Annotated in this window: 22 protein-coding genes; all 22 read right to left on the bottom strand. The window is 72.5% G+C overall.

Annotated elements, in window-relative coordinates; genetic code table 11:
- Positions 1–30: 30 nt before the first annotated feature.
- The 22 genes from rpoB to F593_RS23405 all read right to left on the bottom strand — a co-directional run bounded on the left by rpoB (position 31) and on the right by F593_RS23405 (position 22644).
- Positions 31–3639, bottom strand: coding sequence for a DNA-directed RNA polymerase subunit beta (gene rpoB, locus F593_RS23440; RefSeq protein ID WP_022928215.1), 3609 nt, complete (start codon positions 3637–3639; stop codon positions 31–33).
- A gap of 289 nt (positions 3640–3928) precedes the next feature.
- Positions 3929–4231 carry a hypothetical protein gene (locus tag F593_RS0107885; RefSeq protein ID WP_022928214.1) on the bottom strand — a complete coding sequence of 101 codons (303 nt, stop codon included), beginning with the start codon at positions 4229–4231 and terminating at the stop codon, positions 3929–3931.
- A gap of 465 nt (positions 4232–4696) precedes the next feature.
- Positions 4697–5071 (bottom strand): 50S ribosomal protein L7/L12, encoded by a 375-nt coding sequence (gene rplL / locus F593_RS0107880; RefSeq protein WP_022928213.1) that lies wholly within the window; start codon positions 5069–5071, stop codon positions 4697–4699.
- Positions 5072–5123: 52 nt separating this feature from the next.
- The gene (rplJ, locus tag F593_RS0107875; protein ID WP_022928212.1) at positions 5124–5780 is read right to left on the bottom strand and encodes a 50S ribosomal protein L10; all 657 of its coding nucleotides are present in this window, start codon (positions 5778–5780) and stop codon (positions 5124–5126) included.
- A gap of 84 nt (positions 5781–5864) precedes the next feature.
- Complete coding sequence (gene rplA, locus F593_RS0107870) at positions 5865–6590, bottom strand: 50S ribosomal protein L1 (RefSeq protein ID WP_022928211.1); 726 nt, start codon at positions 6588–6590, stop codon at positions 5865–5867.
- A complete protein-coding gene (gene rplK / locus F593_RS0107865; RefSeq protein ID WP_022928210.1) occupies positions 6590–7015 on the bottom strand; it encodes a 50S ribosomal protein L11 in 426 nt (141 codons plus the stop codon). Before rplK ends, rplA begins: the two co-directional genes overlap by 1 nt.
- A 1-nt stretch (position 7016) precedes the next feature.
- Entirely contained in the window at positions 7017–7541 is a 525-nt protein-coding gene (nusG, locus tag F593_RS0107860; protein WP_022928209.1) for a transcription termination/antitermination protein NusG, read from the bottom strand.
- A 21-nt stretch (positions 7542–7562) separates the two neighbouring features.
- Complete coding sequence (gene secE, locus F593_RS29210) at positions 7563–7862, bottom strand: preprotein translocase subunit SecE (protein ID WP_022928208.1); 300 nt, start codon at positions 7860–7862, stop codon at positions 7563–7565.
- A gap of 35 nt (positions 7863–7897) precedes the next feature.
- Positions 7898–8062 (bottom strand): 50S ribosomal protein L33, encoded by a 165-nt coding sequence (rpmG, locus tag F593_RS29205; protein ID WP_084629682.1) that lies wholly within the window; start codon positions 8060–8062, stop codon positions 7898–7900.
- Between the two features lie 156 nt (positions 8063–8218).
- Complete coding sequence (locus tag F593_RS0107845; RefSeq protein ID WP_022928206.1) at positions 8219–9094, bottom strand: transglutaminase family protein; 876 nt, start codon at positions 9092–9094, stop codon at positions 8219–8221.
- 29 nt (positions 9095–9123) lie between these two features.
- Positions 9124–10083, bottom strand: coding sequence for an alpha-E domain-containing protein (locus F593_RS0107840; protein WP_022928205.1), 960 nt, complete (start codon positions 10081–10083; stop codon positions 9124–9126).
- Positions 10083–11714 (bottom strand): circularly permuted type 2 ATP-grasp protein, encoded by a 1632-nt coding sequence (locus F593_RS23430; protein ID WP_022928204.1) that lies wholly within the window; start codon positions 11712–11714, stop codon positions 10083–10085. Before F593_RS23430 ends, F593_RS0107840 begins: the two co-directional genes overlap by 1 nt.
- A 101-nt stretch (positions 11715–11815) precedes the next feature.
- Positions 11816–13369 (bottom strand): adenylate/guanylate cyclase domain-containing protein, encoded by a 1554-nt coding sequence (locus F593_RS23425; RefSeq protein WP_157251658.1) that lies wholly within the window; start codon positions 13367–13369, stop codon positions 11816–11818.
- A gap of 37 nt (positions 13370–13406) precedes the next feature.
- A complete protein-coding gene (locus tag F593_RS23420; protein ID WP_022928202.1) occupies positions 13407–14180 on the bottom strand; it encodes an SOS response-associated peptidase in 774 nt (257 codons plus the stop codon).
- Between the two features lie 51 nt (positions 14181–14231).
- Positions 14232–15701 (bottom strand): cardiolipin synthase, encoded by a 1470-nt coding sequence (gene cls, locus F593_RS0107820; protein WP_022928201.1) that lies wholly within the window; start codon positions 15699–15701, stop codon positions 14232–14234.
- A 171-nt stretch (positions 15702–15872) separates the two neighbouring features.
- Positions 15873–16709, bottom strand: a complete 837-nt coding sequence (fabI, locus tag F593_RS23415; RefSeq protein WP_245540788.1) for an enoyl-ACP reductase FabI — start codon at positions 16707–16709, stop codon at positions 15873–15875.
- Between the two features lie 102 nt (positions 16710–16811).
- Positions 16812–18317 carry an acyl-CoA carboxylase subunit beta gene (locus F593_RS23410; RefSeq protein ID WP_022928199.1) on the bottom strand — a complete coding sequence of 502 codons (1506 nt, stop codon included), beginning with the start codon at positions 18315–18317 and terminating at the stop codon, positions 16812–16814.
- Entirely contained in the window at positions 18314–19525 is a 1212-nt protein-coding gene (locus tag F593_RS0107805; RefSeq protein WP_022928198.1) for a beta-ketoacyl-[acyl-carrier-protein] synthase family protein, read from the bottom strand. The genes F593_RS23410 and F593_RS0107805 overlap by 4 nt, the downstream gene beginning before the upstream one ends.
- The gene (locus F593_RS0107800; protein ID WP_022928197.1) at positions 19522–19770 is read right to left on the bottom strand and encodes an acyl carrier protein; all 249 of its coding nucleotides are present in this window, start codon (positions 19768–19770) and stop codon (positions 19522–19524) included. The genes F593_RS0107805 and F593_RS0107800 overlap by 4 nt, the downstream gene beginning before the upstream one ends.
- Positions 19771–19932: 162 nt before the next feature.
- On the bottom strand, positions 19933–20694 hold the full coding sequence (gene fabG / locus F593_RS0107795) for a 3-oxoacyl-ACP reductase FabG (RefSeq protein ID WP_022928196.1): 762 nt from the start codon (positions 20692–20694) through the stop codon (positions 19933–19935).
- Positions 20691–21746, bottom strand: coding sequence for a 3-oxoacyl-ACP synthase III family protein (locus tag F593_RS0107790; protein WP_022928195.1), 1056 nt, complete (start codon positions 21744–21746; stop codon positions 20691–20693). Before F593_RS0107790 ends, fabG begins: the two co-directional genes overlap by 4 nt.
- A gap of 1 nt (position 21747) precedes the next feature.
- A complete protein-coding gene (locus tag F593_RS23405; RefSeq protein WP_157251656.1) occupies positions 21748–22644 on the bottom strand; it encodes an ACP S-malonyltransferase in 897 nt (298 codons plus the stop codon).
- Positions 22645–22724: the final 80 nt, after the last annotated feature.

Below are 22724 nucleotides of genomic sequence, written 5' to 3'. Positions count from 1 at the left end.
GCGGGAGCGGGGTCCGGAGCGGTGCCGCTCCTACGCCTCGTCCTCCGAGGCCGCCGGAGCGGCCCCATCCACCGGCGCGATGGGCTCGTCGCCCTCCGCGGGGGATGCTTCGTTGTTCTCGGGCGCCTCGTCGGAGGCCGGCTCGTCGCCCAGGTCGGCGCGAACGCCGCCCAGGTCGATGCCCAGCTCCTCGGCCGCGCGCAGCAGCTCGTCCTCGTCGTCGACGCCACCCGCGGCGCCCTCGTCGTGGATCTCGCGGACGTCGAGGGAGAGCGCCTGCATCTCCTTCAGGAGCACCTTGAAGGACTCCGGGACGCTCGGCTCGGCGATGTTCTCGCCCTTGACGATCGCCTCGTAGGCCTTCACGCGCCCGACGGTGTCGTCGGACTTGATGGTGAGCATCTCCTGCAGCGTGTAGGCGGCGCCGTACGCCTCGAGCGCCCACACCTCCATCTCGCCGAAGCGCTGGCCACCGAACTGCGCCTTGCCGCCCAGCGGCTGCTGGGTGACGAGGGAGTACGGGCCGGTCGCACGGGCGTGGATCTTGTCGTCCACGAGGTGGTGCAGCTTCAGGATGTACATGTAGCCGACGGTGATCTGCGCGTCGAACGGCTGCCCCGTGCGGCCGTTGTAGAGCGTGAACTTGCCGCTGGCCTGGGTGCCGTCCGGACGCGACTTGTCGATGTCCATGTTGATCTTGCCGCCGTTGGCGGTGTGGTTGTCCTGCCACTTGACCAACGCCTCGTCGACCTGCGCCACCGTGGCGCCGTCGAAGACCGGGGTGGAGACGTAGACGCCGCCGCCCTTGTTGCCGTCGCGCTCGTCCCAGGCCTGCGTGCCGTCGGGGTACCAGCCCTGAGCGGCGGCCCAGCCGAGGTGGATCTCGAGCACCTGACCGACGTTCATGCGCGACGGCACGCCCAGCGGGTTCAGGATGACGTCGACGGGGGTGCCGTCCTCGAGGAACGGCATGTCCTCGATGTCGACGATCTTCGAGATGACGCCCTTGTTGCCGTGGCGACCGGCGAGCTTGTCGCCCTCGGAGATCTTGCGCTTCTTCGCGACGAAGACGCGCACGAGCTCGTTGACGCCGGGCGGCAGGTCGTCGCCCTCGTCCTTGTGGAACGTCTTGACGTCGATGACGACGCCGCCCTCGCCGTGCGGGACCTTCAGGGAGGTGTCGCGAACCTCGCGGGCCTTCTCCTTGAAGATGGCGCGGATCAGCTTCTCCTCCGCCGTCAGCTCGGTCTCGCCCTTCGGCGTGACCTTGCCGACCAGCAGGTCGCCAGAGCCGACCTCGGCGCCGACGCGGACGATGCCGCGGTCGTCGAGGTTGCGCAGGGACTCCTCCGCGCGGTTCGGGATGTCGCGGGTGATCTCCTCGTCGCCGAGCTTCGTCTGGCGCGCGTCGATCTCGTACTCCTCGATGTGCACCGAGGTGAGCTCGTCGTCGCTGACCAGACGGCGGCTGAGGATGATCGCGTCCTCGAAGTTGTAGCCCTCCCAGGACATGAAGGCGACCATGAGGTTCTTGCCCAGGGCCATCTCGCCCATGGACGTCGAGGAGCCGTCGGCCAGGACCGAGCCGGCACCGACCTGGGCGCCGCGCTTCACCAGCGGGCGCTGGTGGATGAGCGTGCCCTGGTTCGAGCGCTCGAACTTCTCGAGGTGGTACTCGTCCTTGCCCTCGGCGTGCTCGATGACGATGCGCTTGGCGTCGACGTAGGCGACCGTGCCCGCGTTCTTCGCCAGCACCACGTCGCCGGAGTCCTGCGCGGCGCGGGCCTCCATGCCGGTGCCGATGCGCGGCGCGTCCGTCTTGAGCAGCGGGACGGCCTGGCGCTGCATGTTCGAGCCCATGAGCGCGCGGTTGGCGTCGTCGTGCTCGAGGAACGGGATCATCGCCGTGGCGACGGACCAGATCTGCTGCGGCGAGACGTCCATCAGCGTGACTTCGGTCTTCGGCACGACGACGTACTTGCCGGCCTGCGTGCGGCAGAGGACCTCGTCCTCGAGGAGCACGCCGTCGGGGCCGATCGGCGCGTCGGCCTGGGCCGCGAGGTTGACCTCTTCCTGCGTGGCGTCCAGGTGGACGACCTCGCCGGTGACCTTGCCGTTCTCGATGACGCGGTACGGGGTCGTGACGAAGCCGTGCTCCGAGACCTGCGCGTAGCTCGAGAGCGAGCCGATCAGGCCGATGTTCGGGCCCTCCGGGGTCTCGATCGGGCACATGCGGCCGTAGTGCGTCGGGTGGACGTCGCGGACCTCGATCGGCGCGCGCTCGCGGGTCAGGCCACCGGCACCCAGCGCCGACAGGCGGCGGCGGTGCGTCAGGCCGGCCAGCGAGTTGTTCTGGTCCATGAACTGCGAGAGCTGCGAGGAGCCGAAGAACTCCTTCAGCGCCGCCGAGACCGGGCGGATGTTCACGATCGACTGCGGGGTGATCGTGTCCTCGTCCTCCGTCGTGAGGCGCTCGCGGACGACGCGCTCCATGCGGTAGAGGCCGACGCGGAAGGCGTCCTGGATCAGCTCGCCGACCGTGCGCAGACGACGGTTGCCGAAGTGCTCGTACTCGTCGAGCAGGTCGGCGACGGGCTCGCGCGGCATGGCCGAGGCCTCGGCCGCGTAGTCCTTGATCTCGACGTCCTCGTCCTCCGAGATGCCGAGCTCGCGCGGGAGGCGGATGAGCTCGCCGATGAGGGCATAGATGTCCTCCGGCGTCAGGTGACGCGTCTCGAGGTCGATGTCGAGACCGAGCCGCGAGTTCAGCTTGTAGCGGCCGACGCGCGTGAGGTCGTAGCGCTTCGGGTCGAAGAACAGCGTCTGCAGGAGCGCGTAAGCGGCATCGACCGTCGGCGGCTCGCCAGGGCGCTGCTTCTTGAACAGCTCGATGAGCGCGCCCTTCTTGGTGCGCGTCGCCTCGGTGTCCGTGAGGAGCGTGTTGCGGACGTAGGCCGAGCCCTCGAAGCGGTCGAGCAGCGTCTGGTCGAGCGCGTCGACGTCGGCGTCGGACTCCTCGACGTCGCCGTCGAGCTCCGGGTTGTACTCCATGGCCCGCAGCAGGACCGTGACCGGCAGCTTGCGCTTACGGTCGATGCGGACGAAGACCTTGCCCTTCTTGTCCACCTCGAGCTCGAGCCAGGAGCCACGGGCCGGCATGAGGTTCGCGACGAAGACCTGCTTCTCGCGGTCCTTCGGCTCCATGAGGTAGGCGCCCGGCGAACGGACGAGCTGCGTCACGACAACGCGCTCCGTGCCGTTGACGATGAACGTGCCGCGCTCGGTCATCCACGGGAAGTCGCCCATGAAGACGGACTGCTCGCGGATCTCGCCGGTCTCGCGGTTGACGAAGGAGACCTCGACGGAGAGCGGGCGCGAGTACGTCTGGCCCTTCTCCTTGCACTCGGCGAGGGTGTGCGTCTCCTCGCCGAACTCCAGCTCGCCGAACTCGACGGCCAGGTTGCCCGTGTAGTCCTCGATCGGGGAGATGTCGTCGATGGTCTCTCGGAGCCCACCCTCGACGCCATTCACGAGCCAGTCGAAAGACCGGCGCTGAATGTCGATGAGGTTGGGGACGTCGAGAACCTGATCCAGACGCGCGAAAGTGCGACGCGTGCGCAGGGCGTTGACCGTGGACAAGGGAGGCGACTCCTCGGGGGGTCGGTGTGGCGGGCGAGGATTCGCACCCGGGCTGCGTCGACGGTCCAGCCGACGCACGGATACGAACAGATGAAAACTAGCACACGGGGAATCAGACCCCCGTGAGAGGGCAGTCGACGCTCACGGACCCCGCCCGCAGGCCCGCGTATGTGGCGCGGGACCAGATCGGTGGACGGCTGCGACTATCGGTCGACCCTGCGGAGTGTAGAGCACGCCCCCGCGGCGTGTGGTCGTGACCGGACGGGCGGCCCCCCGCCCGGCCCCCGGATCAGCAGTCGTCGCCCGTGCCGCCCGACAGAATCTCGACGGCCCGACGCGCCTCGGCGTCGTCGCAGCCCGTCAGCTCGCGGTAGCGGCGCGCCGCGGTGAGCGGTCGGCCGCAGGCCACGAGCTCCTGGATCTCGGCCGCCGGGTCGGGCTCCGGCGCCCGGTCCTCGTGCCCCGCCCGCGCCTCGGGCCCGGCCGGGTCGGCGGCGGGGCCGCCGAGCTCCTCGAGACGCGATTCCAACGCCCGGATGCGGCGCAGCAGGCTGCTGCGCGAGGGCGGTGCGGGGGTCTTCGAGATCGCCATGAAGGGGCTCCGGCGTAGGTGCGGGTCTGGGTCGGTGACGCGGTCGTCCCCTGCGACCGTACCCCGCATACACGCCGCTTGCAAGGGCGCGGCTCGCGACGAGCCGCACCGTCGAGCTCACCAGGACGGCCCCGGCCTCGACCCCGCGTCGCCCACCGAGCGGCCGCGCCGACGGGGCCGCAGAACCGTCCTGAAACGCGAAACGGCCGCTCGAGGGCGGCCGCACCGACGGGGCCGCAGAACCGCGTGGAAACGCGAAACGGCCGCTCGAGGGCGGCCGCACCGACGGGACCGCAGACCCGCGTAGGAACGCGAAACGGCCGCTCGAGAGCGGCCGCACCGACGGGGCCGCAGAACCGTCTTGGAAAGCGAAACGGCCGCTCGAGAGCGGCCGCGTCGGGGGAACTGTGGTGCCGCGCCCCGAGGGGCGCGGCGACCGGAGCGCAGCGCGAGGGCTGCGCGGTGCTACTTGAGGGTGACGGTGGCGCCAGCCTCTTCGAGCTCGCCCTTGAGCTTCTCGGCCTCGGCCTTGTCCAGGCCCTCCTTGACGGCGCCCGGGGCCTCGTCGACGACGGCCTTGGCCTCCTTCAGGCCCAGGCCGGTGGCGGCGCGGACGACCTTGATGACGCCGATCTTCTTGTCGCCGGCGGCCTCGAGGATCACGTCGAACGCGGTCTGCTCCTCGGCGGCCTCGGCGGCGTCGCCGCCACCGGCGGGCGCGGCGGCGGCAACGGCCGTCGCGGACACGCCGAACTCCTCTTCGAGCGCCTTGATGCGCTCGGCCAGCTCGAGCACCGTGATGCTCTTGAGCTCGTCAATCCACTCCTGCGTGGTAGCCATAATCAAATTCTCCTGTGTGCGATTCGGGTGGGTCTAGCGGGCTGCGGCGGAACTACGCCGACGCACCCGACTCGTCGTTGCCGGCGTCGCCTTCGGCGGCACCGTCCTGCTCCTCGGCGGCGGGCGCCGAGGTGTCCTCAGTCGGGGCGGCTGCGGCGGGCGCATCGCCCGACGGAACCTCTCCCGACTCCTTCTTCTCCTGCACGCCGGCGAGGGCGATGGCGAGGCCACCGATGAGACCGCCGAGGCTGCGCGCCAGGCCGGTGATCGGAGCCGCGACCATGCCGACCAGCTGGCCGTACAGGACGTCGCGAGACGGAAGCTTCGAGATCGAGGTGATCTCGTCGGAGGACAGCTGCTTGCCGTCCATGACCCCGCCCTTGAACGTGGGCAGGTCGCCGTTGGCCTTCGCGAAGGTGGTGATCGCCTTCGCGGCGGCCGCCACGTCGCCGTTGACGTACGTCAGGGCGGTCGGACCGGCGAGGAAGTCGCGCAGGGGCTCGGCGGACTCGCCGACCTCCGTGATCGCGCGACCCGTCAGCGTGTTCTTCGCGACGACGAGGGAGGCGTCGTTGTCCCGGAGGTGACCCCGGAGCTCGGACGCCTGCGTGACGGTGAGGCCACGGTAGTCGACGACGAGAACCGCTTCGGCCTCGTTGATGTGATCGACGATCTCTGCGATCGCCGCTGTCTTCTGTTCCCGGTTCATGAGCCTCCTGTCCCGGGCTTCCGGCCGTCGGGTGACGGCCAGCCGGGGGTCTTCGGGGGCGACGAGGTGGTGTGTGGTGAGCGGCTAGGCCGCGACCGGCACACCCTCCTCGACGCTTGCACGTGCGGATGCCTGGTCGACCTTCACGCCGGGGCCCATGGTCGAAGCCACGGTCACGGTGCGGATGTAGCGACCCTTGGCGGCCGAGGGCTTCGCCCGGTGGAGCTCCTCGACGACTGCGGCGAGGTTCTCCACGAGCTGCTCGGCGGGGAAGGACGTCTTGCCGATCGTGAGATGCACGATGGCGGTGCGGTCGGTGCGGTACTCGACCTTGCCGGCCTTGGACTCCGTGACGGCCTTCGCGACATCCATCGTCACGGTGCCGACCTTCGGGTTCGGCATCTTGCCCTGCGGGCCGAGGACGCGACCGAGGCGACCGACGAGCGGCATCTGGTCGGGCGTCGCGACGACGACGTCGAAGTCCGAGAAGCCCTCCTCGATGCGCTTGGCCAGGTCGTCCGTGCCGACGAAGTCAGCGCCGGCGGCCTCGGCCTCGGCGGCCTTGGGGCCCGCGGCGAAGACGGCGACCGTGACGGTCTTGCCGAGGCCGTGGGGCAGCGCGATGGTGCCGCGCAGCTGCTCGTCCGCGTGACGGACGTTCAGCCCGGTGCGGATGTGCACCTCGACGGACTCGTCGAACGACGCGCGGGAGACCTGCTTGACGAGCGCGACCGCCTCAGCGGCGTCGTACTCCTTCGTGCGGTCCACCTTCGTGCGGGCCGCGAGGAACTTCCTGCCGTGCTTCGCCATCAGGCCTCTACCTCCACGCCCATGGAACGGGCGGTGCCGGCGATGATCTTCTTCGCGGCGTCGATGTCGTTGGCGTTCAGATCCGCCATCTTCTTCTCGGCGATCTGCTGGAGCTGATCAGCCGTCAGGGTGCCGACCTTGTTGATGTGCGGCTCCCCCGACCCCTTCTGCAGGTTCATCGCCTGCTTGATCAGGATGGCCGCCGGCGGGTTCTTCGTGACGAACGTGAACGTCCGGTCCTCGAAGACCGTGATCACCACGGGGATGATCGTGCCGGCGTCCTGCTGCGTAGCGGCGTTGAACGCCTTGCAGAACTCCATGATGTTGAGGCCGTGCTGACCAAGCGCGGGACCGACCGGCGGGGCCGGAGAGGCCTGGCCGCCTACGGCCTGCAGCTTGATCTGGGTGAGAACTTTCTTCGCCATCTCAGATCTTCTTCACTTGATCGAAGCCCACCTCGACCGGGGTCTCCCGGCCGAAGATGGACACAAGAACCTTGAGCTTGCCGGCGTCCGGGGAGACCTCTGCGATCTCCCCCGAGAAGTCGGAAAGCGGGCCGGCGACGACCTTGACGGATTCGCCGACGGTGAACTGTGCGCGCGCCTGTGCCTTGGTGGGCGTCTGGGCGCGCTTGAGGAGACGGTCGATCTCCTCCTGGGTGAGCGGGATCGGCTCGTCGCCGGCCCCCACGAACCCCGTGACGCCGGGCGTGCCCTTGACGAGCTGCCACGAATCGTCGTTGAGGTCCATCTGCACGAGCACGTAGCCCGGCATCGTCCGCTTCTCGGACGTGACCTTCACGTTGTCCTTGACCTCGGTGACCGACTCCGTCGGCACCACGATCTGGCGCACGGCACGCCGCTGCCCGAGAGTCACCAGGCGGTGCTCGAGCTTCTGCTTCACCTTGGCCTCGTGGCCGGAGAAGGTGTTGACGACGTACCAGCGATACATGGAAATCCGTTGCGGAGGGAGCTAGATGACGAGCTCGACGAGCTGGGACGCAACAGCGTCCACCCCGCCGAGGAACGCCCCGGCGAGCAGCACGAACACGATGACCACGCCGGTGCCCTGGGCGACCTGCGTGCGGTCCGGCCAGCGGACGCGCTGCAGTTCGGCCCAGGAGGCGCGAAAGAACCCGGGGAGACGGCGGATGCCGCCACCGGACGTGGGCTGTACAGCCCGCTCGTCCGACGTGGAGCCGCCACCGGAACCGGCCCCAGCAGGGGATGCGGTCAGGCGCGGGCGCTCGTTGTCGTGTTCCTCAGTTGCCATAGGGCGTGTCTCGTGCGAGTCGAGCGGTCAGCGCCCTACCGCGTCTCCTTGTGGGACGTGTGCTGTCGGCACCAACGGCAGTACTTGCTGATGGTCAGCCGGTCGGGCGTGTTGCGCTTGTTCTTCTTGGTCTGGTAGTTGCGGCGCTTGCACACCTCGCATGCGAGGGTTGCTGCGACACGAACATCTCCGCGGGCCATCTGGGCTCCCGTACGCGATGCGGTAAAAGGTCTTCGGCCCCGGCCCTTGCGGAGGACCGGACGAAACGGACCTACACGAGGCAGGTCCGGCGGGGGAGAATAGCGCAAGCGCCTCCCCACCGTCGCCCGGCGCCTCGCGCCGGGGTCTCGGCCCGCTCAGGCGCGCGGGCTGGCCTGCGGATCCAGCCGCGTCATCGTGACACGGACCTCGGGCTCGGCGCGCGCCTGCCCCCGGTAGACGCCGCGCACGGGCGGGACGTCCTGGTAGAAGCGGCCGTGGCCGATCTTGACGTGGGTCTCCCCCGCCAGGACGCCGTTCGTGGGATCCGCGCCGACCCACACGGGCTCGGCCCGTCCCGCCGCGCCCGGGAGCAGCGCCTCGACCCACGCGTGGGTCGCGACCTCCATGGAGTCGTCCCCGCCGTCCGCCGAAGACGCCCACAGGTAGCCCGACACGTACCGGGCGGCGATCCCGTGGGCACGCAGGAGGACCGTCGCCAGGTGGGCGAAGTCCTGGCAGACCCCGCCCCCCTGGTCGAGCAGGTCGTCGATCGTCGAGCCGACGAACGTCGTCTCCGTGTCGTAGACGAAGCGGTCGCGCAGGAGCTCGCTCATCAGGCGGACCGTCGCCAGCGGCGAGGTGGCACGGGTCGTCTCGACGAGCTCGCGGATCCGCTCCGGCTTGGGCTCGAGGCCGGTGGGCAGCACGAACTCGCCGGCGGCGATCTCGTACGCCGGGGTCGTCAGGGCCTCCCACGGGGCCTCGGGCGGGTCGTCGGGCGCGCTGGTGGTGACGCGCGCCCGCACCTCGATCGCGAGGTGGTCGTGCGGACGGTCGATGCCGAACTCCACGACCTCCGCGCCGAAGTAGTCCACGTAGCGGTGCAGCCGGGTCTCCGGCTCCGTGCGCACGTGGAACTCGTCGCAGCGCTGGGTGGGGGTCGTCGCCGGACGGGCGCGGAGCGCGTTGAGGTTGTCGATCACCTCGCCGTCGTAGCGGTACTGGGTGACGTAGTCGATGCCGAAGTGCACGGTCTCAGTGGGATCGCGGGGACGTCGCGCTAGGCGACGCTGAAGGCGGTGGGTCGGAGGGCGCCGGCGAAGTAGCGCTCGGAGATGTCGCGGTCGACCGCGTCGAGCTCGCTCTGGACGACGGCCGCCTGCTCCACCAGCACGTTGCGGTCGGCGAAGGCCAGGCTGCGGCGGTGGAAGTCGAGGTCCGCGGCCAGGCGCGACAGGCGCAGGACCGGCGGGCTGGAGCGGGACGCGACGTCGGCCTGGCAGATCGCCTCGTGCACGGCGGAGACGTGGGCGGCGATGGCGTTGGGGTAGTCCCGCTCGAAGAGCAGGAACCGCGCTACGTGCGGGGTGTCCGGCGGGCCGGCCGCCGCGCGGCGGAACGCCTGCTCGCCGCCCACCGCGCGCAGGAGCGCGTGGGCCTGGCCGTCGCTCTCGCCGTCGTCCCCGAGTCCCACGCCCGCGGGCAGGACGACCCGGAGCATGCGCAGCAGGACGCTGGCGCCCTCGAGCCGCTCGCCGGCCGCGAGGAACGCACTCGCCTCGTCGCGCAGCATGGTGCGGCCCACGAGCCCCCAGAAGAGGGTGCAGCGCTCGCGCACGGCGCGGAACGCCACGGACGGGTCGTGCAGCAGCCCGTCGGGCGTGACGGAGAGCAGCTCGAGGGAGAGGGTGTTGATCGCCTCCCACATGTCCTGCGGCACGACGTCGCGCAGGTTGCGGGCGGCCTCGCGGGCGCGACGGACGCAGGCGACGACGGAGGCGTCCTGACCCGGCTCGAGCATGAGCCGCTGCAGCGCGTCGCCGGCCTCGACCCGGCGGCCGTCCCAGTCGGCCCCCATGATCGCCATCACGGGCCCCCAGGAGAGGTTGACGCCGACGGGGTCGTCGGGCCGGCCCTGGAGGTCGGCGGCGAAGACGCCCTCGAGCATGCGGGCGGTGTGCTCCGCGCGGGAGACGTAGCGGCCGAGCCAGAACAGCTCGTGACCGATGCGGGCGAGCATCAGGCGTCCTCTCCTGCGGTGATGTCCCGGGTGGGCGGGGCCGATTCCCCCGGGGCCGACCCCTGCTGCTGCTGTTGCGACTGGCCGACCCAGGCGGAGTCCCACCGGACCTCGGGGAGGGACGGCAGGAGCCGCTCGCCCTGCGCGGGCTGGTCGGCGGCCTCCGGGTCCGGCTTCGGGCCGTCGCCCTCGAGCACCCAGGTGTCCTTGGAACCGCCGCCCATGGAGGAGTTGACGAGCATGGAGCCCGGCGTCATCGCCACGCGGGTCAGGCCGCCCGGGATCACGCGGATCGTCTCGCCGAAGACCGCGAAGGGCCGCAGGTCGACGTGGCGGGGCGAGAGCCGGCCGTCGTCCTGGACGGTCGGGACCGTGGAGAGCTTCACGACCTCCTGGCCGATCCACTTCGCCGGGTTGGCCAGGACGTCCTTGCGCAGCTGGTCGAGCTCGGCCTTCGTGGCGTGCGGGCCGATGACGACGCCCTTGCCGCCAGACTCGCTCGTCGGCTTGACCACGAGCTCGTCCAGGCGGCCCATGACGTGCTCGAGCTCCTCGGGGCGATCGAGGCGGTAGGTCGGCACGTTCTGCAGGATCGGCTCCTCGCCCAGGTAGAAGCGGATCATGTCCGGCACGTAGGGGTAGATCGCCTTGTCGTCCGCGACGCCCGTGCCGAACGCGTTGGCCACCGCGACGGTGCCGGCGCGGTAGGCGCGCAGCAGGCCCGGGACGCCGATGACGGAGTCCGGGCGGAAGTCGAGGGGGTCGCAGAACTCGTCGTCGAGCCGGCGGTAGATCGCGTGGACGCGCTCGAGCCCGCGGGTCGTCCGCATGTAGCAGACGTCCCCACGCACGACGAGGTCCGAGGCCTGCACGAGCTCGACGCCCATCTGGTGCGCGAGGAACGCGTGCTCGAAGTACGCGGGGTTCAGCGGGCCCGGGGTCCAGACGACCACGGTGGCCTCGCCCTCGTCCGCCGGGGCCACCGCGCGCAGGGCCTCGAGCAGCACCTGCGGGTAGTGGTCGACGGGGCGCACGCGGTAGCCCGAGAAGAGCCGCGGGGCCAGGCGCGTCATCGCCTGGCGGTTGGCCAGGACGTAGGAGATGCCCGACGGCGTCCGGACGTTGTCCTCGAGCACGCGCCAGGTGCCGTCGGAGTCGCGGACGAGGTCGAGGCCCGCGATGTGGGTGTAGACGCCGCCGGGGGGCCGCACGCCGTCGACCTGGCGGGCGAAGTGCGAGCGTGAGACGACGAGCCGCCACGGGATCAGGCCCGCCCGGACGATCTCGCGCCCGTGGTAGACGTCGTCGATGAACTGGTTCAGCGCGCGGATGCGCTGGGCGAGCCCGCGCTTGATGATCGACCACTCGTCGGCGTCGATCACGCGCGGGACGAGATCGAGCGGGAACGGCCGGTCGACCGCCTGGCCGTCCGGGCCGATCGTGTCGAACGTGATGCCGGCCTGGATGAAGTTCCGGTCGCGGCGGCGGCCGAGCGCGGCGAGCTGATCCGGTTGCAGGGCGCTCACCGCACCCATCAGGCGCTCGACGTGGTCCCGGGGCGCGCCCGAGGCCGTGACGGCCTCGTCGTAGACGCCTTCGGGTCCGTGGTACGGCTCTGGTGCGCCCGTCATCGGGCACGACACTAACGGGGCGGGGAGCGCACGCGTCCGCCGCCGGGACAGCACGTCAGGCACGGGTTGCGCCCGCCGGAGCAGCGGCGGGCGGGCCGGGGTCACCCGTCGTCGGCGGCGGTGGGCACCATGACGTCGGTGGACGCCGTACGACCACGCAGCGTCTCGTGGTGGTCGTGGCTCCAGCGGGCGCGCTCCTCGGCGGAGGCCTGCTGAACGAGCCGCCCCGCGACGGCGACCATGCCGTCGAGGTCCTTCGCCACCTCGGTCAGGCGGGCGGCCTCGTTGATCGGGTCGCCGATCACCGTGTACTCCAGCCGCTGCTGCGAGCCGATGTAGCCCGCCACCGCGACGCCGCCGGAGACCCCGATGCCCGCCTGCAGCTCCGGCACCTCGGTGCACAGCCGACGGCCGAGCACGCGCGCGGCGTGCAGCGCGCGGTCCGGTGCGTCGGGCTGGTCGACGGGGGCGCCGAAGACGACGAGCGCCGCGTCGCCCTGGAACTTGTTCACCCACCCGCCGTGGTCGGCGACGGTCTCGACGACGACGGCGAAGAAGCGGTTGAGCAGGCCGACGACCTCGTCCGGGCCGCGCTCGGCCGCGAGGGTGGTGGAGCCGACGATGTCGACGAAGAGCGCGCAGACCTCGCGCTCCTCCCCGCCCAGGCGGACCTCCTGCTGGAGCGCCGCGCGGGCGACGTCCTCCCCCACGTGCCGGCCGAACAGGTCGCGCAGCCGCGCGCGGTCCTGGAGGTCGGCGGCCATGCGGTTGAAGCCGTCCTGCAGGCGACCGAGGTCGCTGGCGTCGTAGACCGGGATCCGCACGTCCAGGCGGCCCCGGCGGACGTCGGTCATGCCCGCGCGCACCGTCCGGACGGGGTCGGCGACCGCCCGGGCGGCCAGCAGCTCGACGGCCATGCCGAAGACCAGCGCGACGGAGCCCAGGACGATCATCGCGAGCGCCAGCCGCTCCGTCGTGACGCCCTGGCGATCGATCGTCGCGAGGATGCCGATGATCACCAGGCCGAGGACCGGCGAGCCCGTCGCGGTCGCCCAGCCCAGGAGCTGGCGGCGGGTGATGCCCGGGAGGACGCTGTGGTCCAGGCCCCCCTGCTGGAGGGCGATCGCGGCGACCGGACGCAGGAGCCGCTCCGTCACGAGGTAGCCGAACGCCGCCATCGTCAGGCCCGTGAGCTGGGTGACGAGGTAGACGCGCAGGGCGAGCAGCGCGGTGACGGAGCCGCCCGCGTCCGACTGCCAGACGTTGAAGAGGGTGAAGAGGATCGCCGCGACCGTCCAGGCGCCGCCGAGCATCACGAGCACCCGCACCGGGGCGCGCAGGAGCTGGCGGATCTCGCGCTCGTGCGGGTCGCGGTCCGCCCCGATCCAGCGGGTCACGGAGCGCGCGGCGCGCCAGGACCAGACCAGCACCCACGGGATCACGACCCCGAGGAAGACGAGGAGGAACCACGCGTTGTCGCCCAGCGCCTCGCGGGCCGCCTCCGTGGCCCGGCCCGGCACGACGAAGACGACGAGCAGCATCGTGATCCCGGCCGCCACGAAGTTGGCGACCAGCAGCACGAGGACGAGCACCGCGTGCATGAGCCGCACGATGAAGCGCGGGCTCGCGAAGACCTCGCGGAGGGTCTTCGTCATCCACCGCAGCCGCCGCGACGTGCGGCCGCGGAGCGCGTCAGGCACCCGGGTCCCCGAGGCGGAGAGCGGTCTGGCCGTCCGCCTCGTCGTCGTCCGCGTCCCGCGTGGCGTCGGGGTCCAGGAGCCAGGGGCCGTCGGCGGAGCGCACGTTGTTGACGAGCGGGTTGGCGGGGCGGACGGTCACGCGGCCGTCGTCGAGGGGGCGCAGGAGGGTCGCGGCCTCCTGGGCGTCGACGGCCGGCGAGAGCCACGCGGCCTCCTCCTCCGGCCCGCCGAGGACCGCGGGCATGCGGTCGTGGATGCGCCCCGCGGGGCCGTTGGCGGCGCAGGTGACGATCGCCATCGTCAGGAGGGGGCTGCGCTCGGCCCCCTCCTCCTCGCGGACCTTCACGGTGCGCGCAAGCCCCGCGAAGGCGAAGGGGCCACCGCCGTCGACGACGTGGTGGAACGGCACGCGGGCGCCCTTGGGGTCCTCGGGCCGCAGCCACTCGTACCAGCCGTCGGCGAGCACGAGGACGCGGTGGGTCGCCTCGGCCAGGAGCGGGGCGAAGAGCTTCTTCTCCGTCAGCGACTCGGCGCGTGCGTTGATCGGCTTGAGCTTCTCCTTGCGCGTCGACGCCCACGGCGCCAGCAGTCCCCAGTGGGCGTCACGCGTCGTGCGCTCGCCGAGGTCGGGGCCGCCCGAGACGACGGGCACGGGCTGGGTCGGCGCGACGTTGTAGCGGTGCAGCGCGCTCACGTCGACCTGGCCGCCGAAGCGCGCGTCGAACTCGCCCGGGGTGCTCGATCCGATCGTGTAGCGCCCGCACATGGCCGAGAACCCTACCCGGGGTCGCGGGCGGTCACCCGGCGCGGCGGCCGCTCACTGGAGGGCCGAGGTCAGCCGCGCGAGGTTGTCGACGACCTTCGAGACGGCGCTGCGACCCTGGTGGCGCTCGAGCGTCAGCTCCGTGCTGAGAGAGCGGTAGTGGTCCTCGACGAGCCGCATCTCGTCGGAGAACGAGGACCCGGAGACCATGAGCGAGACCTCCATGTTCAGGCCGAAGGAGCGCATGTCCATGTTGCTCGAGCCGATCACCGCGACGTCGGCGTCGACCGTCAGGTGCTTCGCGTGGAGGATGAACGGGGCGGGGTACTGCCAGATCCGCACGCCCGCGCGCAGCAGCGCCTCGTAGTAGCTGCGCTGGGCGTGGAAGACGAGGGGCTGGTCGCCGATCTCGGACACGAACAGCTCGACGTCGAGCCCCCGCTCCGCCGCCGTCGTGACCGCGGCGAGCAGCGACTCGTCCGGGACGAAGTACGGGCTCGTGATGCTCACGCGCTCCTGCGCGTTGTAGATCAGCGCGCAGAAGAGCTTGAGGTTGTTGTCCTGGTCGAAGCCCGGGCCGCTCGGGACGACCTGGCACTCCAGCGAGGTGGTGGCCAGACGGGGGTCGACGGGGTCGATCTCGCCCTCCAGCGTCTCGTCCGTCTCGGCGTACCAGTCCGTCACGAAGAGGGCGTTGACGCCGCCGACGATCGGACCCTCGAGCCGGGTCATGAGCTCCTGCCACTGCAGGCCGCGCCGACGGTTCGAACGCTTGTTGTACGAGCGGTCGATGAGGTTGAGCGAGCCGAGGAACGCCACGTCGCCGTCGACGACGAGCAGCTTGCGGTGGTTGCGCAGGTCGGGGCGCTGGTAGCGGCCGCGGTAGGGCTGCACGGGCAGCATCGGCCGGAACTGCACGCCGATCCGGCGCAGGTGCCGGAGCGTGCGGCGGTAGTGCGGGGCGCGCAGCGACCCGATGTGGTCGAACAGCACGCGCACCGTGACCCCGCGCTGCACGGCCTCCTCCATCGCGGCGAAGAACGGGGCGGTCGCCCGGTCCGAGGACACGATGTAGAACTCGCAGTGGACGTACTCGCGGGCCGCGCGCACCGCCGCCGTCATCTGCGCCAGGGTCTCGTAGTAGCCCTCGATGAGGTGCGCCTCGTTGCCGGTGACGATCGGCATCGCGCCGAGCTGGCGGTTCATGTGCACGACCGGGGCGAGCCACGCCGGACCGGGGTCGTCCTCGGGCACCTCGTCCATCCCCTTCGTGCGCTCGAGGATCTGCCGGTTGACCTCGCGCTGCTTGCGCCGGCGGTGTTCCGGCAGCTTGGGGTTGCCGATGAGCAGGAACGCGATCACCCCGATGTAGGGGATGAGGAAGATCGCCATGAGCCACGCCATCGCCGACGTGGGGCGCCGGTTGACCGGGACGATGATCACGGCGGCCACGCGGACGGCCAGGCCGACGAGGTCGAGGGCGAGCGTGCCGTGGACGAGCAGGCCCGGGAAGTCGAGGTCCACGCCGGCCACGCTACCGACCGGGGCCGGAGACGCCTGCGTCGGACGACCGTCCGTCGCGCGCGGGACGGCGCCGGAGGCGCCGGGCGGACCGGGGCGCCACCGGTCCGGGGCGCGTCCGAGGGGGCCGGCGCGCCTCCAGGGGCGGGGAGGCGCGGGCCTCCCCGCGCGGTCCTACTCCGCCGCGGGCGGCTTGAGGGGCGTGCCGGGGGCCACCGGACCCGAGGCGTGCACGCCGCCGTCGACGTGCAGGATCTCGCCGGTGATCGCGCGCGCCAGGGGCGAGAGGAGGAACAGCACGGCGTCGGCCGTCGGCGTCGGGTCGGCGCCGTCCCAGCCCAGCGGGGCCGCCTCGTCCCAGCCGTCGGCCAGGACGGAGAAGCCCGGGATGCCGCGCGCGGCGATCGTGCCCAGCGGGCCGGCGGACACGAGGTTCGAGCGCACGCCGTGCGGGCCGGCGTAGCGGGCGAGGTAGCGGCTGGTGGCCTCCAGCGCGGCCTTGGCGACACCCATCCAGTCGTAGATCGGCCAGGCGACCTGCGCGTCGAAGTCGAGGCCGACGACGGCGCCGCCGTGCTCGGACTTCGAGAGCGCGGGCAGCAGCGCGGCCGCGAGCGCCTTCAGGGAGTACGCCGAGGTCTCGAACGCGATCTTCGCGCTCTCCGGCGGCGTCTCGAGGAAGTTCCCGCCGAGGGCGTCGGAGGGCGCGAAGGCGATGGCGTGCAGCACCCCGTCGAGGCGGCCGTCCCAGCGCTGGTCGATCTCCTTCGCCACGGCGGCGAGGTCGTCCGGGTTGTTCACGTCGAGCTCGAGGACGTCGACGGGCGTGGGCAGCTGCTTCGCCGCGCGCTCCGTCAGGCGGCGCGGGCGACCGAAGCCCGTCAGCAGCACCTCGGCGCCGGCCTGCTGCGCGCGGGCGGCGACGTGCCAGGCGATGGAGTCCTTCGTGATCACGCCCGTGATCAGGAGCCGACGGCCGGCCAGCAGGTCGGAGGGCACGGGAACGGTCACGGGCGGATACCTCGGGTTCGGGGGTACGGCGGAGACGGAGGGCCCGCCGGCACGAGGCCGGGCGGGATGACGCGGACGGCGGCCGGGGGCCGCGTCCGGAACCTACAGCGGGAAGTTGCGGGCGCGGTGCTCGCGCTGCGAGGGGCGACGCAGGGAGGTGAGCGCCCAGACCAGGCGGTCGCGGGTCGCGGCCGGGTCGATGACCTCGTCGACGATGCCCAGCGCCGCGGCGCCCTCGGCGGAGAGGTGCTCCGCGGCGTACTCCGCGGCGAGCTCGGCCTTCTTCGCGGCGGGGTCGTCGGCGGCGGCGATCGCGCGGCGGCCGGTGATGCCGACGGCCTGCTCCGCGCCCATGACGCCGATCAGCGCGGTCGGCCAGGCGAGCACGAGGGTGGCGCCCAGCGCGCGGGAGTTCATGGCGATCTGCGCGCCGCCGAAGGCCTTGCGCAGGACGACCGTGACCTTGAGGACGTCGGCCTCGGCGAACGCGTGGACGAGCTTGGCGCCGTGGCGGATGACCGCCCCGGCCTCCTGGTCCGATCCCGGCATGAAGCCCGGGGTGTCGACGAGCACGGCCAGCGGCACGCCGAAGAGGTGGCACCAGCGGACGAAACGGGCGGCCTTCTGCGCCGACTCGGCGTCGAGGGTGCCGGCCATGACCTTCGGCTGGTTCGCGACGATGCCGACCGTGCGGCCGTCGATGCGGGCCAGGGCGGTGACGACGCTGGCGGCCCAGTCCGGGGAGAGCTCGAGGATGCGGCCGCCGTCGACAACGGCGCGGGCGACGTCGCGGACGTCGTAGGGCCGACGCTGCTCGGACGGCACGTGCGCGGAGGGGTCGAACGCCGGCGCCGGCACCGGGCGGGCACGCGGGGCCTCCTCGCCGGAGCGCTGCGGCAGGTAGCCGAGCAGCTCGCGGGTGATGCGCACCGCGTCGTCGTCGTCGTCCGCGACGAGCTGGCAGACGCCGTTCTTCTTCTGCACGTCCGGGCCGCCGAGGTCGGCGGCCGAGACGTCCTCACCCGTCACGTCGCGCACGACGCCCGGGCCCGTGAGGAACATCTTCGCGTCGCGGGTCATGATCGTCACGTCGGTCAGCGCCGGCGTGTAGGCGCCGCCGCCGGCGCACGTGCCGCAGACGACGGAGATCAGCGGAACCTGGCCCGAGAGGCGGGTGAGCTCGGCGAAGATGCGGCCGTAGCCGGCCAGGGCCTCGAGGCCCTCCTGCAGGCGGGCGCCCGCGGAGGCGAGGAAGCCCACGACCGGCATGCCGGCGTCGCCGGCCATCTGCAGGAGCCGCACGAGCGTCTCCGCGTGGCGGGCGCCGAGGGAGCCGCCGAGCAGCGCCTGGTCCTCGGAGTAGCAGGCGACGGGGCGGCCGCCGACGGTGCCGACGCCGGCGAGGATGCCGTCGCCGGCCTGCGCGCGGTCGCCGAGCGCCGGCGAGATCACGGCGGTGCGCAGCAGGCGCAGGGAGCCGGGGTCGCAGAGCGTCTCGAGCCGCTGGAGCGGCGTCAGCGCGCCCCCCTCCGCGGGGAGCGTGGGCGGGTGGGCGACGGCCGATACGGCCTGGGACGGCCGGGAGCCGGATGCGGTGCGGGGGGTCATGCGACGCCTCCGAGGACGATGCACGCGTTGTGGCCGCCGAACCCGAACGAGGTCGAGAGGGCGATGGGCGCGCGGCCCGGCGTCTCGCGCAGCGGGGTGGGCTCCCCGATGACGTGACGGAGGGCGAGGTCGGGATCGGGATCGTCGAGACCCAGGGTCGGCGGCGCGATCCGGTCGCGCAGCGCGAGCGTGGTGGCCACGGCCTCGATGGCCCCGGCGGCGCCGAGCGTGTGCCCGATCGCCGACTTGAGGCTGGAGATGGGGGTGTCCTGCAGGTGGTCGCCGAGGGCGATCGCCATGGCGCCGGACTCCGAGCGGTCGTTCAGCGGGGTGCCGGTGCCGTGGGCGTTGACGTAGTCGACGTCGGTGGCGGGCACGCCCGCGTCGAGGAGCGCCTGCTTCACGGCGCGGGAGGCGCCGGAGCCGTCGGGCGTCGGGGCCGTGAGGTGGTGGGCGTCCTGCGAGGAGCCCACGCCGAGCACGTAGCCGAGGATCTCGGCGCCGCGGGCCTTGGCCTTGTCCTCGTCCTCGAGCACGAGGACGGCGGCGCCCTCGGCGAGGACGAAGCCGTCGCGGTCCTTGTGGAACGGGCGCGACCGACCCGTCGGGGACAGGGCGTCCATGGCGGAGAAGCCGGCGCGGGCGAGGTCGACGAGCGCCGCCTCGGTGCCGCCGACGACGACCGCGTCGCACGTCCCCGCCCGCAGCTCCCGGACGCCCGCCGCGATGGCGTGCGCGCCGGCGGCGCAGGCGGAGACCGTGCCGTAGCTCGGACCCTGCAGCCCGTGACGCAGGGCGATCTGGCCCGTCGGGCCGTTCGCCATCAGGAGCGGGATCGCCAGCGGCGAGACCGGGCGTCCCTCGAGCAGGGCCTTGTGGTTCTCGGTGAGGGTGATGAACCCGCCGATGCCGCTGCCGATCACCGTGCCGATCCGCTCCTGGGGGTACGGCAGGGTCGCCGCCGCCCCGGGGCCACCCCATCCGGCCTGGGCGAGCGCCTCGGCGCCCGCCGTCAGCAGGAGCTGGCTCGAGCGGTCGGCGCGCCGCGCCTCCTTGCGGGAGAGCTCGGTCGTCGGCTCGAAGTCGAGGCAGGCACCCTGCCCGTCGACGATGCCGGAACGACCTTGCGTCCAGCCGGAGTACAGCGCGTCGACGCCGACACCCAGGGGGGTGACGGCGCCGACACCGGTGATCGCGGCGCGGGTCACTGGCCGGCGCGCTCCACGATCAGGTTGACCGCGTCCTCGACGGTGCGCAGCTTGGCGACGTCCTCGCCCTGCAGCTTCACGCCGTACTGCTCCTCGACGATCTGGGACAGCTCGGCCAGGTCGAGGGAGTCGACGTCGAGGTCCTCGAACGTCGCGGTGGGGCTCAGAGCGTCGGACTCGGCGCCCAGCTCTTCGAGGGAGCTGAGGACCAGCTTCTCGACGTCTTCACGGGTGGGGGTAGACACGGTGGTCGGCTCTCCGGGGTTGGGATTCTCGTACTGCGGTGTGCTGCGGGAAAGAGCTGGTGCTGTCCATGAGTACACGGACGGCGCGGGGCCGGGACACGCCCCGCGGGGTCGCTCAGCCGACCGGGGGGGATATCCCCGACGGTCGGTGGGGCGGTGCGCTCAGGCGCCGAGGCCCCCGTCGACGACGAGCGTCGAGCCGGTGACGTACGCGGCCTCGGGCGAGGCGAGGAAGCGGATCGTCGCCGCGACCTCCTCCGGCCGGCCGGCGCGGCGGGCCGGGATGTGGCCGACGAGGTCCTCGAGCAGGCCCGCGGTCATCTCGCTCTCGATGAAGCCCGGCGCAACGGCGTTCACCGTCACGTTGCGGCGGGCGACCTCGGCGGCGACGGAGCGCGTGAGGCCGAGCAAGCCGGCCTTCGCGGCGGCGTAGTTCGCCTGGCCCGGGTTCGTCTTGAGCGCGATCACGGAGGAGACGTTGATGATCCGGCCCCAGCGGGCGCGGATCATCGTCTTCAGCGCGGGGCGGATCAGCCGGAACGCGGCGGTCAGGTCGACGTCGATGACGGACTGCCAGTCGTCGTCCGTCAGCTGCATCGCGAGGTTGTCCCGCGTGATGCCGGCGTTGTTGACGAGCACGCGGACGGGCCCGAGCGCCTCGACCGCGTCGGCCAGGAGCTTGGCGGGGGCGTCGGGATCGGCGAGGTCGGCCGCGATCGCCTCGGCGGTGCCCCCGGCCTCGCGCACGGCGGCGACGACGGCCTCGGCGCGCTCGGCGCCGCGGCCGTAGTGCACGACGACGGGCCAGCCGTCCGCGGCGAGCTGCCGCACGGTGGCCGCGCCGATCGCGCCGGAGCCGCCGGTGACGAGCGCGCAGCCGTCCTCGGGGCGCTTCGGCGGCCAGTCCTGCGTGTCGGTGCTCATGCTGCGGTGCCCTCCCAGGTCATCGTGATGCCGGCCCACGCCAGGCCGCTGCCGAACCCGGCGAGCAGCAGGCGGGTGCCGGGGACGACGCGCCCGGCGGCGCGTGCGTCGGCGAGTGCGAGCGCCACGGAGGCGGCCGACGTGTTGCCGTGGCTCTGCACGGAGCTCGCGAGGCGCTCCTCCGGCACCTCAAGCCGCTTGCGCACGGCCTCGAGGATCCGGCCGTTGGCCTGGTGCAGGACGATCAGGTCGACGTCGTCGAGCGCCATGCCGTTGGCCTCGGCCGTGTCGCGGACGGTCGACTCGAACCGCGCGACCGCGGTCTTGTACGTGTCGAAGCCGTTCATCTGGACCTGCCCGGCCTTGCCCGGGCCGAACTCGCCCTCGTCGTAGATCGACGGGTGGTCCGTGGCGACGCGCACGGTGCCGCCGTTCGCGCCGTCCGAGCCGAGGATGGAGCGGCCGACGCGCCCCGGGTGCGCCTCGTCGGCGGGCGTCGTGGTGCCGCGCAGGACGATCGCCCCGGCGCCGTCGCCGAGCAGGCCGGCGGTCGCGCGGTCGCTCTTGTCCGTCAGGCGGCTCATCGCCTCGGCGGCGACGACCACGACGGTGTGCGCCCGGCGGGCCTCGATGAGGCCCGTCGCGGTGGCGACGGCGGCCACGAAGCCGCTGCAGCCGGACGAGATGTCGAACCCGCCGGCGTGGTTCGTGCCCAGGCCGGCGGCGACGACCGCGGCCATGGAGGGCGCGATGTCGTCGCTCTGCAGGCAGGCGGCGATGACCATGTCGACGTCGGTCGCGGCGACCCCGGCGTCCTCCAGCGCGCGCTGGGACGCGAGGAGGGCGAGGTCGGTGATCTTCTCGCCCGGGCCGAGGATGCGGCGCTCGGCGATGTGGGTGCGCTTCTGCAGCCACCCGGCCTCGAGACCCAGGCGCTCCTCGATCTGCGCGGAGGTCACGACGGTGTCGGGCAGGGCCGCGCCGACGCCGAGCGGCGCGACGCGGATCGCCCCCGCTGAGCCGTCGAGGTCGTTGTGTGGTGCCACGGACATGTCAGGCATCATCGCCGTTCTGGGTCGCCGGCTCCGTGACGGGGATCCCCGGGACGTCGATCTGCACCGCGTCCTCGCCCTCGAGGTCCGCGAACGTGCGGCGTGCGAGGCCCGCCGCGATGTCGCCCGGTCCGGCGTCGATCACCCGGCGCACCCCCGCCGCGTGGAGCGCCAGGAGCGCCGGGCGGAAGAGCACGGGGTGGGTCAGGCTGTCGATCAGGCGGCGCGGCGGGTCGTCGATCGGCGCGGCCGTGACGGCCGAGAGCACCGTGGTGTGCGGATCGCGGAACGTCGTGGCGTCGATCGCCTCCTGCAGGCGCCCGATCGCGGGCTCCATGAGCGGGGAGTGGAACGCTCCGGCGACGTCGAGGCGCCGGACGCGGTTGCCCGACGCCTTCGCGGTCTCGGCCGCCGCGTCGAGGCCCTCGATGGTGCCCGCGATGATGACCTGCCCCGGCGCGTTGTCGCAGGCGATGACCAGCCCGTGCTGGTCCGCGAGCTCCTGCGCGGCCTCGACCCCGCCCTTCTTCACGGCGGCCATGCTGCCGAGCCGCTGCGGGTCCGCGTCGGCCATCGCGGCGCCGCGGGCGGCGGCGAGGACGAGGGCCTCGCGCTCGTCGATCCAGCCCGCCGCGGCGAGCGCGACGATCTCGCCGAGCGAGTGGCCGAGGTAGAAGTCCGGCCGCTCCAGGCCCAGGGCCGAGAGGCGCGCCAGCGAGGAGCAGACGATCGCCGGCTGCGTGAAGCGGGTGCTCTCCGCCACGCGCGGGAAGGGGTCCTCCCCCACCGCCTGCACCACGGCCTCGTGGAGGTCGGGCCGCAGGCGGGCGACCTCCTCGCCCGTCCCGTCCATCGGGGTGCCCTGGCCGGGGAAGAGGACTGCGGTACGCGTGCTCACGACAGGACAGCCTGCCAGGCCCCCCCGACGACCCGCTAGGAACCGGGCTCTTCGACCCCCTCGGCGGGTGGCGCCACCAC

The sequence above is a fragment of the Patulibacter americanus DSM 16676 genome (genome assembly GCF_000420025.1).
GTDB lineage: Bacteria > Actinomycetota > Thermoleophilia > Solirubrobacterales > Solirubrobacteraceae > Patulibacter > Patulibacter americanus.
This window is presented reverse-complemented; position numbering and strand designations above follow the sequence as displayed.

Excerpts from the sequence above, each read along its gene's own strand:
- F593_RS0107885 (WP_022928214.1), bottom strand. The coding sequence starts at position 4,231 with ATGGCGATCTCGAAGACCCCCGCACCGCCCTCGCGCAGCAGCCTGCTG.
- rplL (WP_022928213.1), bottom strand. The coding sequence starts at position 5,071 with ATGGCTACCACGCAGGAGTGGATTGACGAGCTCAAGAGCATCACGGTG.
- rplJ (WP_022928212.1), bottom strand. The coding sequence starts at position 5,780 with ATGAACCGGGAACAGAAGACAGCGGCGATCGCAGAGATCGTCGATCAC.
- rplA (WP_022928211.1), bottom strand. The coding sequence starts at position 6,590 with ATGGCGAAGCACGGCAGGAAGTTCCTCGCGGCCCGCACGAAGGTGGAC.
- rplK (WP_022928210.1), bottom strand. The coding sequence starts at position 7,015 with ATGGCGAAGAAAGTTCTCACCCAGATCAAGCTGCAGGCCGTAGGCGGC.
- nusG (WP_022928209.1), bottom strand. The coding sequence starts at position 7,541 with ATGTATCGCTGGTACGTCGTCAACACCTTCTCCGGCCACGAGGCCAAG.
- secE (WP_022928208.1), bottom strand. The coding sequence starts at position 7,862 with ATGGCAACTGAGGAACACGACAACGAGCGCCCGCGCCTGACCGCATCC.
- rpmG (WP_084629682.1), bottom strand. The coding sequence starts at position 8,062 with ATGGCCCGCGGAGATGTTCGTGTCGCAGCAACCCTCGCATGCGAGGTG.
- F593_RS0107840 (WP_022928205.1), bottom strand. The coding sequence starts at position 10,083 with ATGCTCGCCCGCATCGGTCACGAGCTGTTCTGGCTCGGCCGCTACGTC.
- F593_RS23430 (WP_022928204.1), bottom strand. The coding sequence starts at position 11,714 with ATGACGGGCGCACCAGAGCCGTACCACGGACCCGAAGGCGTCTACGAC.
- F593_RS23425 (WP_157251658.1), bottom strand. The coding sequence starts at position 13,369 with ATGACGAAGACCCTCCGCGAGGTCTTCGCGAGCCCGCGCTTCATCGTG.
- F593_RS23420 (WP_022928202.1), bottom strand. The coding sequence starts at position 14,180 with ATGTGCGGGCGCTACACGATCGGATCGAGCACCCCGGGCGAGTTCGAC.
- F593_RS23410 (WP_022928199.1), bottom strand. The coding sequence starts at position 18,317 with ATGACCCCCCGCACCGCATCCGGCTCCCGGCCGTCCCAGGCCGTATCG.
- fabG (WP_022928196.1), bottom strand. The coding sequence starts at position 20,694 with ATGAGCACCGACACGCAGGACTGGCCGCCGAAGCGCCCCGAGGACGGC.
- F593_RS0107790 (WP_022928195.1), bottom strand. The coding sequence starts at position 21,746 with ATGTCCGTGGCACCACACAACGACCTCGACGGCTCAGCGGGGGCGATC.